This is a genomic window from Sphingobacterium sp. Mn56C (genome assembly GCF_049319645.1).
Taxonomy (GTDB): domain Bacteria; phylum Bacteroidota; class Bacteroidia; order Sphingobacteriales; family Sphingobacteriaceae; genus Sphingobacterium.
The window spans coordinates 755381-768737 of the sequence record NZ_JBMOUC010000001.1 but is presented as its reverse complement, the minus strand read 5'-3'; the positions used below and the strand labels follow the sequence as shown (position 1 = coordinate 768737).

10 protein-coding genes are annotated in these 13357 nt (G+C 41.7%); 1 reads left to right on the top strand and 9 read right to left on the bottom strand.

Annotated elements, in window-relative coordinates; translation table 11 throughout:
• Window positions 1–52: 52 nt before the first annotated feature.
• The 4 genes from ACL9RF_RS03385 to ACL9RF_RS03370 all read right to left on the bottom strand — a co-directional run bounded on the left by ACL9RF_RS03385 (window position 53) and on the right by ACL9RF_RS03370 (window position 2839).
• Window positions 53–673, bottom strand: a complete 621-nt coding sequence (locus tag ACL9RF_RS03385) for an RNA polymerase sigma factor (RefSeq protein WP_422799182.1) — start codon at window positions 671–673, stop codon at window positions 53–55.
• Window positions 674–776: 103 nt separating this feature from the next.
• Window positions 777–1985, bottom strand: coding sequence for a GTP-binding protein (locus tag ACL9RF_RS03380; RefSeq protein WP_422799181.1), 1209 nt, complete (start codon window positions 1983–1985; stop codon window positions 777–779).
• On the bottom strand, window positions 1982–2173 hold the full coding sequence (locus ACL9RF_RS03375) for a hypothetical protein (RefSeq protein ID WP_422799180.1): 192 nt from the start codon (window positions 2171–2173) through the stop codon (window positions 1982–1984). Before ACL9RF_RS03375 ends, ACL9RF_RS03380 begins: the two co-directional genes overlap by 4 nt.
• Window positions 2174–2473: 300 nt before the next feature.
• Window positions 2474–2839: a MerR family transcriptional regulator gene (locus ACL9RF_RS03370; protein WP_422799179.1), complete on the bottom strand. Its 366-nt coding sequence runs from the start codon at window positions 2837–2839 to the stop codon at window positions 2474–2476.
• Window positions 2840–2958: 119 nt separating this feature from the next.
• Here ACL9RF_RS03370 and ACL9RF_RS03365 point away from each other — a divergent pair, with 119 nt between their 5' ends.
• Window positions 2959–3843, top strand: coding sequence for an alpha/beta fold hydrolase (locus ACL9RF_RS03365; RefSeq protein WP_422799178.1), 885 nt, complete (start codon window positions 2959–2961; stop codon window positions 3841–3843).
• Window positions 3844–3929: 86 nt separating this feature from the next.
• On the opposite strand, the gene ACL9RF_RS03360 is transcribed toward ACL9RF_RS03365, so the two are convergent.
• The 5 genes from ACL9RF_RS03360 to ACL9RF_RS03340 form a co-directional block, all read right to left on the bottom strand.
• On the bottom strand, window positions 3930–4622 hold the full coding sequence (locus ACL9RF_RS03360) for an AcvB/VirJ family lysyl-phosphatidylglycerol hydrolase (protein ID WP_422799177.1): 693 nt from the start codon (window positions 4620–4622) through the stop codon (window positions 3930–3932).
• 42 nt (window positions 4623–4664) lie between these two features.
• Window positions 4665–7265 (bottom strand): phosphatidylglycerol lysyltransferase domain-containing protein, encoded by a 2601-nt coding sequence (locus tag ACL9RF_RS03355; protein ID WP_422799176.1) that lies wholly within the window; start codon window positions 7263–7265, stop codon window positions 4665–4667.
• A gap of 67 nt (window positions 7266–7332) precedes the next feature.
• The gene (locus ACL9RF_RS03350) at window positions 7333–9873 is read right to left on the bottom strand and encodes a DUF5686 family protein (RefSeq protein WP_422799175.1); all 2541 of its coding nucleotides are present in this window, start codon (window positions 9871–9873) and stop codon (window positions 7333–7335) included.
• A 104-nt stretch (window positions 9874–9977) separates the two neighbouring features.
• Window positions 9978–10802: a hypothetical protein gene (locus ACL9RF_RS03345; protein ID WP_422799174.1), complete on the bottom strand. Its 825-nt coding sequence runs from the start codon at window positions 10800–10802 to the stop codon at window positions 9978–9980.
• A gap of 2 nt (window positions 10803–10804) precedes the next feature.
• Window positions 10805–13354, bottom strand: coding sequence for a TonB-dependent receptor (locus tag ACL9RF_RS03340; RefSeq protein WP_422799173.1), 2550 nt, complete (start codon window positions 13352–13354; stop codon window positions 10805–10807).
• Window positions 13355–13357 lie beyond the last annotated feature (3 nt).

The following is a 13357-nucleotide window of genomic DNA, read 5'->3' as shown; positions in this document are numbered from 1 at the left end:
TTTAGCATACTACAAGTGAAAGGCTTAAAAGTACTTTAAGAAATTGTATTTTTTATTTTAAGAAATGATGAAGTATAAGGGAGCCGATTACCACAACAGGTAGGTTGTCCTGTTCAGAAAAGCGCTGCGTAAGATCCTGTTTTAGAATACGTTTTGCCTCGGAGAAATAATTTTTTACCGTCTGCTCAGCAATATTTAAATCGCGCGCCACATCCTTAACCGATTGATTATCAATACGCATTAAATATACCGTTTGCATCAATTTAGGCAGCTTAGCGACCGACCGATCAACAATTTGCTCGAGCTTACGGTAGTGGCTTAAGGTATCGCCTTCCAACATGCCGATTACATCCATACGGCTAAACATAGTTTCAATAACATTTTTACGCACTTTCTCGCGCGCATAATAGTTCAGCACTTTATTTTTTACAGACTTAAAAAGATAAGGCTGTAAAGATTGGTAATCGGTATGCAGTAGATGACGTTTCTCCCATACCTGAATAAATACCTCCTGCACAATATCTTTGGCTTGATCCTCCACACGCACATGCCGATAAGCAATGGTATAGAGCTGCTCCCAATAACCGTTAAAAAAATAAGTAAAACCCCGAGCATCCCCTTTTTTAAAAAGAGAAAAATAGTGCCTTTCTAAGTCATTTTGCGTACAATTCACCGGGCAAATATAAGGCTATTAAATTACGATAATATTAAAATTTAAAAATAGAAATACAACTATGGCAGCCCCAATCGGCTGCCCGTAATCCAAAGCAACAATGTTAAATAGCGGAAGGAAAAGGATCTTCAATAGGCAACTGTTTATCAAATAGATACCATTCGTCTTCCTGCAGCAGGCAGCCCTCGAGGTCAGCAATAAGCTGATGTTTGTCCATCTCATGACCAATGAAAACTATTTCATTTATACGGTCGCCCCAACGTGCATCCCATTTCGATTCAATAAGGGTTCTATTTTCCACAAACGAAGCATAGCCTTCTCTTTCCCGCAATGGCATACTGCTCCACCATAATCCAGCACTTTCCACACGCGAAGAGCCCCCGGCTTGCGAAAAGTTTAGCGCCATGGCGGGCCTTGATGCTAGCCAAAACAACCCTTTTGCGCGGATTATAGCCTGTGGATACTGTTGATTCAAATATGTCCAAAAGCGTTGCGGATGGAAAGGTTTATTATTTCGAAATACAAATGAGCTTATGCCATATGCCTCCGTTTCGGGCGTATGATGGGCGGCTTCCAACTCTTCTTGCCAGCCTGCTGCCGATTCAGCCTCGGCGATATTAAACAATCCGGTTGCTATAATTTCTTTCAGTTCCACCTGCGCAAAAGTTGAGCTGATAATTTTGGCCGTAGGGTTAAGTTTTTGGATTATAGCACGTAGCATCCCAACACTATCCGTATCGACCAAATCGATTTTATTTAGCAAAATAACATTGGCAAATTCAATTTGTTCGGTCAACAGGTTTACCAACGTTCGGTTGTCGCCTTCCATATCCGTTAACTCCCGATCTACCAATAACTCCGATGTCGAGAAATCGTGAAAGAAATTAAAACAGTCGACCACCGTTACCATCGTATCTATATAACTAAATTTAGATAGATCTATACCACTAAGCTCATCCACATAGGTAAAAGTTTGCGCCACAGGGATAGGCTCGCTGATACCTGTACTTTCGATTAGTAAATAGTCGAACCTATTTGCACGCGCCAGCTTTTCGACCTCTATCATCAGATCTTCCCGCAATGTACAGCAAATACAACCGTTGCTCATCTCCACCAATTTCTCCTCCGTTCTTGACAAGGTATTCTCCTTATCCACCAAACGGGCATCCACATTAACCTCGCTCATATCATTTACAATAACGGCAACACGAAGGCCCTGTTTATTGTGCAAAATATAATTTAATAAGGTGGTTTTTCCTGCTCCCAGAAAGCCACTCAGCACCGTTACCGGCAATTTTTTAGGTGTTTTCATATTTTCTTTAGCCAGCTTATAATATTTTGCAAATGTTCCATACCATACAGCTGTACAAAGCGCTGTGTTTCCAGATGATTAGCATCCAGGTAAATTGAAAGTCGAGATTCGGCAAAGCCTTTGGTCAGGTTAATTTTACATTTCTGGGTTATGCAGACAACCCATTCCTCAAACGTTTTTGGTAGCATGTTATGTTTCCGTATTAATTTATACAATCTGTTTTATTTATTGCAACTATGTTGCAAATGTAAAAATAAAAATCAGCAAAAGAAACATTGTTGCAATAAATTGGCTTAGCGGCTAAAAATGTTAATAGAAGTTAAAAATGAATAAAAACAAACGAATCCAAGCGAATTAGCGTTATGTAGTTACATTCATAATTTAGATTAATAATTGATTCAAACGAACGCCTGAAAATCCCCTTCAGGCGTTCTTTATGGACTACCTGGAGCGTCCTAATCAAAGGTATTGAGAGCTGTACTATAAGGTTAGCCTTCCTCATTTTCGATATTAAACTTACAGCGTTTTATTTGTTTTTTCATCGCTTTTAACTCCTTCATTTTTGTGTCTATTTGCGCTAATCGTTTATTGAGTACCTCTATTTTTGCCGATTTACTTATTTCTTTCTTATACCAAGCATGGATAACATCTTTAATTTCTAACAGGGTAAAACCTACGGCTTTTGCCATTTGGATAAACCTTAGCTTATCCACAACCTCATCTCCATAATATACATAGTTATTGGTGGTGACCTCACTTTTGGTCTGCCCAGAAAATAGACCTGTTTTTTCATAGAAACGGATGGTTCCAATTGGAATTCCTGTTTCCTTGGATAGCTGACTTATTAATTTCATAGGGAATATTAAAAAAAAGTAAAGTATGCAGTATACTACATACTTGCAAGCTTCAAAAATAGTATTTAAGTTTGCTAAACGCAAGATAATCAAGCGTAAAAATTCAACACTACAGAAGTATGGAAAAACACTATTCAGATGAACAGCTTTTACAATCCTTGCCCGGGTTTACACACCACTATACAGCCGTAAATGGCACGACTTTACACTATGTAATTGGTGGAGTCGGCGATCCTTTAGTTTTAATTCCCGGTTACCCGGAAACCTGGTGGGCCTATCGGCATGTTATGGCAACATTAGCTAAAAAATATGTTGTTATTGTTGTGGAAATGCGCGGTATGGGTGGTTCCTCGAAACCCGAAGCAGGTTACGACAAAAAAAATATGGCGCAAGATATTTATGATTTGGTACAAGCCCTGGGGTATCAAAAAATTTATATTGGAGGACACGATATTGGTGCGCATGTGGCCTATAGTTTTGCGGTTAACCATCCGGATGCAGTTCGAAAGCTAATCCTATTGGATACACCACATCCAGACCCGAGTATGTACAATTTACCCATGCTGCCTATACTTAATGCAAATTATCTCTACCCCTGGTGGCTCGCATTTAATCAGGTGAAGGAACTTCCTGAGCAGATTTTAGCGGGGCGTATGCATAGTGTTATTGCTTGGTTTTTTGACCATCTGTTGAAAAATAAAAATGCCGTAAGCGATTTTGATCAAGCCGTGTACAGCAACGCTTACAATAGCAAAGATGCAATTCGAGCTTCCAATGCATGGTACCAAGCCTTTCCTCAGGATATCGAAGACAGTAAGACCTACGGAAAAATAGAGGTCCCGGTTTTGGGTATTGCTGGCAGCGGATATGCCTTACTCGCATCAGCGTTACCCAATATTTCCAACAATTTTCAGCTTGAAGAAATTAAAGATACTGGCCATTTTTTACTGTCCGAAAGTCCCAGTGAAACGGCAAATCTGATGCTTAAATTTTTAGCCAAATAAATAAACTCCAAGAAGTTAAACTTCCGTAGAGGGCGTTTAAAATAAATTATGTAAAAGGCATGCTGCATTTGAGAGCAGCATGCCTTTTACATAATTTTCTTTAATTCTGCAGCCAGCAGGGTAAACTTATTATCAAAATTATGCCCGCCACTTAAGACCAGTAACCTGGCATTCATTGCCTTTAACTGCTGACTTACCTCATCCTCCTTTCCCACTACACATATCAGTTTATCGGGTGTTTGTTTAATTTCGTCCAGCACGCTGTACTTCCTTTTCTTCGCTGTGATGCTAAGCATATCCGCTACACGGATAACAAAATCAGTACTTGCCGACGGCGACAGCAGAATGGTAAGCTGCAGCTTCTCCTTAATAGCCGCAGATAAACGCCGAGGGAGAAAGGCAGCCACGTCGGCACCAAAGGAATAACCTACAATAGAAAATTTAACCTTATTCATCCGCCGCATATAGTACCACACAATCTCCTCCACATCCTTCGCCAGCTGTTCGGGAGTTTTCTGATTCCAGAAATACTTGTTGCTGTTTAAAAGCAGTACCGTATTTCCCGTCTGAGAAATTGACGTCGCCATAGCCTTGTTTGCCGTATTACTGCCACCATCGCCACTAAACATCAGCACCAAACCACCCCCCTGCTGGCTGTTTATAATTTCTATCGGATATTTGGAGCCCAATTCTTCCGTATGGGCAACCGCTGTAGTATGCAGCATCAGGGCGAGCATAATAAGCAACAAAAAACGGGTATATTTATAAAAACTATTCATCAAAAACTGGCGTATAAATTCCTATACATTAAAGAATAAAAGCTATTTGTTAAAATTTAAAAACCATTTAGCCCCCGGGCCGTCAACTTGCATAGCCCTATACATTACCAAAGGAAAAGCCACCAAATCATAGTCGTAATCATACACCAAAAACTTAGCACGCCACTGCGGATCAAATTTCTCCTTAAATGATTTTAGTCCGCGATGTGCTTTAAAAAAGTTCGTGCTGCAATACAAGTAATGCATAATACGGCAAGGCCACTTATTCGTATTTTCCATACCCGCAAAAGGTGCCAAGCCCAGATTCAAGTGAACAACACCCTTGGCACGGCAATACTCTATAAGCTTCAAAATCAGCATATCCATATTTCCGCCCGGGGCCTCATCAATTTTTCGAATGAGATCATACGTTGCTTCACAGGGGGTATAATCGGGTATAATATTCAAAAATGCGACAACTTTACCCTCCTCATCCTCCAGGGTTATAATATCGTGCTGTTTTATTTCGTGGGTACTAAACATACCCTGTGCAAAAACCCGCTCCTTACGTTTCATATCTTTAAGCCAATTATCAGATACCTGCTGCAACTGTTGAATCATATTATTCGAAATTGGCGCATGGTAAATTTTACTTATGAACCCTTTTTTCTCGATACTATTTACAGCATTTCGCAAGGACTTCCGTTTTTTTCCCTCCAAAGAAAAAGTCGACAGATCAACGATAGCCTCCTGCCCAATCGGCAGCCTCTTTTTCCCCATCTCCTCAAATACCTGGACATCATTTTCATCCACACGATAATAAGCAGGCCGCAGGTTTTCTCTTTTACAGAACCCCTCGAACTCCTGCAGCAGCGCTAGGGTTGTGCTTCGGTCACTGGCGCAAACAGGCCCCTCCAGTACAATAGCCCTATTCAAATGACGGCGATAAGCCACAAAACCATCTGTATGCTCCGAGAAATAAAGCTCCTTATCCTTATACAGCTTAAAATAATCCAATGGCGAGCGCCCATACCTATCCAAAATAGCCTGCGCCCTATCCTTTTGCAACAAGGCTGCATTTTCCTGCAGCTTCCGCTGTGGCCGAATAACAGCATACAGCAGCAGAACCAGACTACCCACACCCAGAAAATTTATGGAGTACAAAAACATACGCGCAAAATTTGTTTGCGGTGCAGCAATATTATCATTTAGCAACAAGAAGCTATTACAGGTGCTATGCACCGCATTCCATAAGTTAAAATCCATATTGAAGTGTACCCTACGCAAATAATAAAAACCCGTGATACCGTAAGCCAATACAACAGCCAAAACTAAAACCGCAATTTTCCAATCGATAACCTTAGAATTTTTCCTAATCGTTATGAAATAATGCTTTTTCGTTATTACCAACACGACAATCAACATCAAAAACAAAAAAGACTCTTCGTAATCCAATGCTTTAGTGATATTGCCTACGAGCGATAGCAGCGACAATACCAAAGCCACATACCAAGAGCTTTTGGTACCACGCAGCAGAAAAATCGAGCATAATACCAGTAACACACCCATAACCAAAATCAAAGCATTCGATACATACATCCCCGAAAGCGGCAGAAACTCGTGCAGCAGATGCACCCGTGAAAATATGGATGGTGTTAATACCGATACCATATTCACAATACCCATACTAAAAATAAAAAAGGCCGGAAACATCCGCAGCAGTATAGAATTTCGTGATACAAAAAAGCTGAAAAAACCTGCAATTAAAGGAAGCCAAAATTCGAATATACGGTACATTAAGGTAATAGAAATTGCCTGCTCGCCACTGTACCCATACCTAGACAAAAGCCAGGTCATAGACACTTCCACTGCCCCCATACCCTTTAAAAAGGGAGAGAAACAATACAATAAAGTACCCATGCAGTAGCCAATAACCGATGCCTCCCAACTCCATTCCAACCCCAACACCCACATGGATACATACAGATGCACAATACCTACAAGCTCAATAAACAACGATATCAACAATGTTTTAACCAGGTACTTCTTGGAAAATTCTACTGCCACAATGCGGTTAATACACGGCGCAACAGCAGGAAAAGCAGCAACAACCTTACCATACAGCCAACCTTGTTTTGCCAGCGATAGGGAGCCCCCTACAAACAGCCCCATAAGCACAACAAGGCTGGCTAGTGCCACCCAATAATCGCCCGCAGCATGGGCATTAAATATCCACAAAACAGGCAAGGCCAAGAGCAGTAAAGACACTATCCCCATAATGCCATACACGTAAGAAGCCTTATGAATCGTGGTTTTGTCGACCCCCTTATGCTCCAAATCCTTCGTAAAAAACAGCAGCGAAGTTACCCCACCCGCCGGTAGAAACACCGCGATAAGGTTACGCTTTAAAAATAACTTAACAGCAGAATACATAGACACGCGCTGATAAAAAGTTTCGAAACTCGCCACATACATATACCCCTGCAGCAGGATATACAAAACCGTTAAGGAAATACCCACCAAAATCCAAAACAACGACCCTGTGCGCAGCAAATAAAGCGCTTCTACACATTCATGGCGCTGCTGATAAAAAAACAAAATTGATAAGACCAAAAATAGCCCCGCTAAGCCTATTTTAAAAACCAATCCAAGTTTCAACTTCATAACCTTTAATACTATTTTACAATAATTACCTAAACCTAACCTAAACCTAGCCTAAACCTAGCCCAGCTTAAAAATCAACATACAATTTTACACGTATACCCCAAGGCGCCACATGCTTACGATCCGTGTACGACAGCCGACGTACATAATCTACCCGCAACACCTTAAAAATATTACCCAACCCGACGCTACCCTCCATATACGGAACACGAGACAGGCTACTTACCAAAGTCTCCTGCCGTAAATCGCGCGGAAAGTGCAGCAAATCAGCATTATTCGACGGCATGTTCGACCTATTTAAAGAGCCTGTAAGCACTTTAAAAGAAACAATCTCACGAAGCTGTAACCTTTTCAGCAGCGGCACCTTATTCAAGAAAAAACCATGGAAAGAATGTTGGATATTCAGGCCAGCATACCTATCGCTCATAAACTCCATAAAATTCATCAAGTTGTACGACGACAGCTGGTAAGTATAAGTCTGGTTGGCACGGTGGATAAAAAGCAGCGGATACGACACCTTCCCCAGCAACAAGCCCCCCTCCAGCTGCACATCCGAATATCCCAGCTGGGAAAGGAAAAACCGCTTACTAGCCGTAAACCTAAACCGTTGGTAGTTATAGGCACTGCCAAACAAGTCCTTAACACCAACAGTCGTACCCAACGTAAATATCGGATGCCCCTCATTTATAATGCGTCGATACCGTTTCCCCTGGAAAAACTTCTCCCTTGGCGCCCAGCGTATCTCGGCACCAAACTCCGAGATACCCATATCCTTACGGTACGTATCCGCAGTAGTTTTAAAATTCAGCGCACCTGTAGGCTCCAGCAGGCGGTTTTCAAAGGAAAGCTTAAAAGAAAGATGATTTTCAAACTCATGTAGATACACTGCCGACCACTTTCTATTGTACCACATCTTATCATTTACCCCCCGTTTAAAAGAAAGAATAAAATTATCATCGGCAATATAATTCAGTTCCTGACCAGGAATTTCGATATCATAACTATGTTTTACCGTAAACGATCGCACCGGAAAGGTATAAATAGAATTTTCCGTCAGCGATATTGTGGTACTAAGACCATACTTTGCACGTCTATCCCGTGTACCATAAGCCCCATACCCATCAAATACCAGCCTACGGCTGAAGGCATCCGTAGTACGAGCACCAAAACGAAAACGCGATCCTTCAATGGTATTAAAGCTATACAAGGAATTTATCGGTCCGACTTCTATTTTTCCGAGATCCAAATGACCGCTAAAAATAAAAGAAGCAAGGCTCATATAACGGTTAAAAGACCTGTTGTTTCTGAGGCTATCGACATTACTAAAGCTCGACAGCTCCAAGCGACTCAGTTTTTCAGGCCGCAAGACCGAAAACCTATCGACATTTAGCGACTCCCCTACGGCCGACTTCTCTGCAGGCGATGCTGCGGTTAAAGGTGGAAGTTGCTGGTTGAAATGAGAAGCTCGAAAGGTTTTTATACCATATACGCTCATGCCCTGCTTAAATACCCCCAAGTCCAAGGCCATCCTGCTACGCGACAGGAAGTACTTTCCTGCAGGCGATTTAGCATAGTCTATTTCAAAATCTACACGATTCACCCAATTAAGGTTCGCATCGGCGTTTACATGCAGCACAGCTGCCTGCACGGCATAGCTGCCATCCAAATTGATGTATAGAAAGCCTGTTACTAGGGCATCTTCCTCATTGCGCGGCCTAACCTTGACCTTCATCTGCCATGGGCTGCTGGTCTTGATGGTGTCTACCAGAAAATACTTGTAAAAAATGGGGCCTTCAGCGCTTATAGGACTTAAAAATCTACGGTTTCCCAACTGAATATCATGGTCATAAATATCAGGCGTACCATAGATCATATCCATAAACTCGTCGAGACCATCTTCATCAAACTTCTGGTCTACTCTTCTTTCTTGGCTGGCCAGTACCTCCGATTTCAGCATTTGCTGCTGGGCATACGTTACCTGCGTGGCACGCTCCTGCATAAACACCGGAATTAAGGAGCGCCCCGGTTGATTTACGGTATCTAGCGTTGCCATAAGGAAGGGGAATTTTTTCAGGAGGCGCGATTTCGGAACTTTGTCATTTGGCATGCTGAGCGACATGGCTAATTTATCGTAAGCCAAGAAGGTGTACCGATCTTCTGTACGGGCGTTATTTTGATCGCGCGCGCCAATAACCTGACGTATAAAATCTACAGCAGGATTATTTTTGTTACTATACCTCACCTTTCTGGCTGGCCGTATTACAACCTCCTCCAGCCTCTGTTCCTGCGGATCCAACTGAATGACTACAGGACTTTTCAGGTCTTTGTCTAACAGCAGCTCTTGGGAAACAAAACCTACCGCAGAAATAAAAAGTTTACCGATGGTAGCCCGATGCAGGATTTTAAAATGACCCGCCTTATCGCTGCTTGTTCCTTTATCGTGTAAACCATCAAATATTATAGTAGCGTAGGCGACAGGGTCGCCGGTGGATTTATTAACGATAATACCCGAGTATTCCTGCTGCTGACTGATAGCGGGTTGTATTACGCAAAATAATAGTACTGTAAGTGTGCTTAAACAAATTATTAGACCATTTCTACTGAACATGCTATGTACATTTTTACATAGATGACAGGCGTAGGTTAAAAAGGTCCTATAGTTTTTTGGGAAAAAAGTTATTTTTTTCCCAAAAAACTATATGCCCCGGTTCCCTAATTAGTGCGACTACCAAAATCCTTCACTTTAATGCGATAGCGGTGTGCATCGATAGCGTAGAAGTAACCACTGGCATTGCCGCTGATATTACCGTTTATATTCGCAGGCATTGGCGATAACAGCCCCTTCCAGTCGGTTTCCTGAAAAAGTTGATAGAGGTATTTGGCATAGCCCATGGACATAGAAAAGGTATATAAATCTAGGCTATCTTGTGCACTGAAGTTTTGCGTAATATAGGGCGAAATACTGGACCCTAAGGCATTGGGTGTTCCAAAGGTATGTTTGTAGCTGTAGTGGTATGTATTTTGCCCAGCAAGGGGCAGCCAGGTTGAAGGGGCTTTCTGAATTAAAAATCGTCCTGGATATTGCGTTCCGAAAACATGCTTCGGATAACTTAGTTGTACCTGATTGCCTTTGCGTTCTATCTTTAGCTTATTTTGAGGGCGCTCGCTAACAATTTTACGTAGGGTATCGACAGCCTCGTATACCTTCTCGTTGTAGGTAACCTTTAAATGGTAAGCCTGATTAAAGTTTTTATTATTTTTTACAATACCGGTATATATACCCGAAGAATCTATTTCCTTAAATCTTATGGTTTCCTTTCCATCAAAGAGCATAACCTCGGCATCGTGAATCTGTTGTATTTCGGTGTCATAAAACATAATAGGTTTACTCAACTTAATATACTGCAGCGTATCTAAGGTGCTGATTCCCCCCTCTACGATTACATCATAAACAGGGTCCTCGGGCCAATCGTACTGCTTTTTACAAGCCGTAAGAAGCAACATGAATCCGGAAAGCATAAGCCCTATTTTTTTCATGGTTAAAATTTAACTGTATAATTCACCCCTAGCGTTGTGCCAGTAAAGCGTTTCTCCTCATAAACATGGTCCGTAGCATCCGACTGACTTAACTTAATAACCAAAGGATACTTATTATTATATACATTATTCACATTAAAACGAAGCAGATGCGTACTCTGCCGTTTTGCAATCATCAGCTGCCCCACGCGCCATTCGGCGCCCAAATCTAAACGATGGTAAATAGGCATTCTAAACTGGTAATGGTTATCGTAAATGGGCACTTTCAAGCCGTTATTTTCATAATAACCAATAGGAAAACGTGCCGGACGCCCTGTCATAACGGTAAAAAAAGATGAAATATGAATGCGCTTGGTTAACTGATACAAAGCCTGCAATTTGGTGCTATGTGGAATATCATAATTGGCACTGAAAGTCCTTCCCTTGTTAACCCCATCAATCTTGCGTAAGGCCCTCGACCAGGTATAACTTACGTTTAAATCCATTTTATCGCGATGCCATTCGTACAGCAACTCCAGACCATACGCTCTGCCGCTGCCGAAGCGCAGCTGATCTTCTACTTTAGGGTTTAAAATCAGCTGCGCTTCATTGGCCAGCTGCAGCTGATGGTTTAAGAATTTATAATAACCATTAACGCTGAAGCTTCCATTGGGCTTCAGTCGTTTTACCCCCACATTAAAGTTATGGGCTTGCTGTGGCTTTATTTGGCTACTGCTTGGAATCCAAGTTTCCAAGGAGGAATACGCCAGCTCGTCGTTCTGTAGCAATTGCAAGTATTGAACGTTATGTGCATAGCCCATATGGAAGGCCAGCTTTTCATTGTGCTGGTACCGCAATACCATACGCGGTTCAAGGTGTACCGTACTAAAGTAGGGGTCGTAATAACCCTTGTTGCGCAGAGGAGCAGCAGCAGGGTCTTTAAGCGCTAGGAATGCTCTTTTAATGCGCTGAAAAGCACTTAAACGTAATCCATAATCTATTTTTAGCTGGGCATTCAAGGTTTGTTTACCTCGAAAATACAGGGCATGCTCATTGGCATAACTTCTAGGATTGCTGTTGTTTTGCCTATCCGAAGACTCGCCAGGAATAAAAGAATGCTGAATACTATTAAACCCAAACTGATACTGAACGCGAGGGTTTTTATAATACGTAAAATCGCCCTTCAACGTAAGGTCCTGAATTCCTGTAGTCCAAATATTGCGATTTTCCATGCTATCATTATCCAAGGTCAATCTATTTTTATAATCGCTGAATACTACAGAAAGGTTCAGAAACAACTTAGAATTAAACAAATGATTCCACCGTAAGGTCGAGGTAATATTACCCCAGCTGTTAACAAAACCATTCGGTGCATCGACCTGATCATTCCCCGCATACAAAGAATAATACAGCTTGTCCTTTTCAGAGAAGGTATAGTTTACTTTGCCGTTAATATCTAAATACTGCCCCTTTAAACCAAAAAGCTTATAGTCTTTGTTTAATAAATTTAAGTACGAGCTTCGGGATGTAAGTATAAAAGAACTCTTATCTTTAACAATCGGTCCCTCCAGACCAAAGCGCGTTGCCAGCAAACTAACCCCCACCCACGATTTTGTCGTTTTACTGTTTCCTTCTGCCGTACGCACATCCACGACCGACGATAAACGACCGCCAAAATTTGCCGGTAAAGCATCCTTATAAAGGTCTATATTATTGATAGCGTCGGGATTAAAAATAGAATTCAGCCCAAATAAATGCCCTGTATTATAAATAATAGCTTCATCCATCATAATAAGATTATGGTCTTTATTACCGCCGCGGATAAACATATGGTCGCTGCCGTCGTGTACGGCGGAAACCCCAGGTTCCATCTGTAAGCCTTTAATGACATCCACCTCTCCTTTATAATACGGCATCCGCTGTTTCTTTAACCACTGCATTTTAACCGTCGTGGAGGAATGCGATACAGAGTCGGAATAGCTATCTGCAGCATCTACCACAACCTCAGCCAAATTTTGTTGCCGCAGCAGCATGTCCAAGGCGATATGCTCCATATGGCTATGTAGCGCAATTGGCAAACTCTTCGGTTCATAGGAAAGATGGCTTACACGGAGCTGATAATCACCTTCGGGAATACTGATCGAAAAAAAACCGTAATTATTGGTATTAACAGTGTAATTTCCCGGCGATAAACGAATAGTAGCACCTATTAAATCCTCATTCGAGGACATATCTTTAACGCGTCCGCTGATGGTAAAAGTCTTTTTTTCGGGCAAAAGAATAACAATATCCTGAGCATAGCTGTAGGTTAGGTTGGCCTTACTCAATAAAAACGCCAACACCGTTTCTATAGGTGCATGTACAAAAGACCTTTTCACCCGTACATCCGCTGGGAGCAATTTAGCGTCGTACGACAACGATAAGTTACTATGCTCTGAAAAAAGGGTAAAAGCCTCATTCAAACCCACCTGATCAAACCTGATATCGATATATCTTGCAGGGAGTTTCTCTTGTCCAAATGCCGTTGTAAAAACCAGAACAAAAAAAATGAAATGGACGATTTTTACAACCATAAA

Coding starts and splice junctions, on each gene's coding strand:
- ACL9RF_RS03350 (WP_422799175.1), bottom strand. CDS start 9,873: ATGTTCAGTAGAAATGGTCTAATAATTTGTTTAAGCACACTTACAGTA.
- ACL9RF_RS03345 (WP_422799174.1), bottom strand. CDS start 10,802: ATGAAAAAAATAGGGCTTATGCTTTCCGGATTCATGTTGCTTCTTACG.
- ACL9RF_RS03370 (WP_422799179.1), bottom strand. CDS start 2,839: ATGAAATTAATAAGTCAGCTATCCAAGGAAACAGGAATTCCAATTGGA.
- ACL9RF_RS03355 (WP_422799176.1), bottom strand. CDS start 7,265: ATGAAGTTGAAACTTGGATTGGTTTTTAAAATAGGCTTAGCGGGGCTA.
- ACL9RF_RS03380 (WP_422799181.1), bottom strand. CDS start 1,985: ATGAAAACACCTAAAAAATTGCCGGTAACGGTGCTGAGTGGCTTTCTG.
- ACL9RF_RS03375 (WP_422799180.1), bottom strand. CDS start 2,173: ATGCTACCAAAAACGTTTGAGGAATGGGTTGTCTGCATAACCCAGAAA.
- ACL9RF_RS03365 (WP_422799178.1), top strand. CDS start 2,959: ATGGAAAAACACTATTCAGATGAACAGCTTTTACAATCCTTGCCCGGG.
- ACL9RF_RS03340 (WP_422799173.1), bottom strand. CDS start 13,354: ATGGTTGTAAAAATCGTCCATTTCATTTTTTTTGTTCTGGTTTTTACA.
- ACL9RF_RS03360 (WP_422799177.1), bottom strand. CDS start 4,622: ATGAATAGTTTTTATAAATATACCCGTTTTTTGTTGCTTATTATGCTC.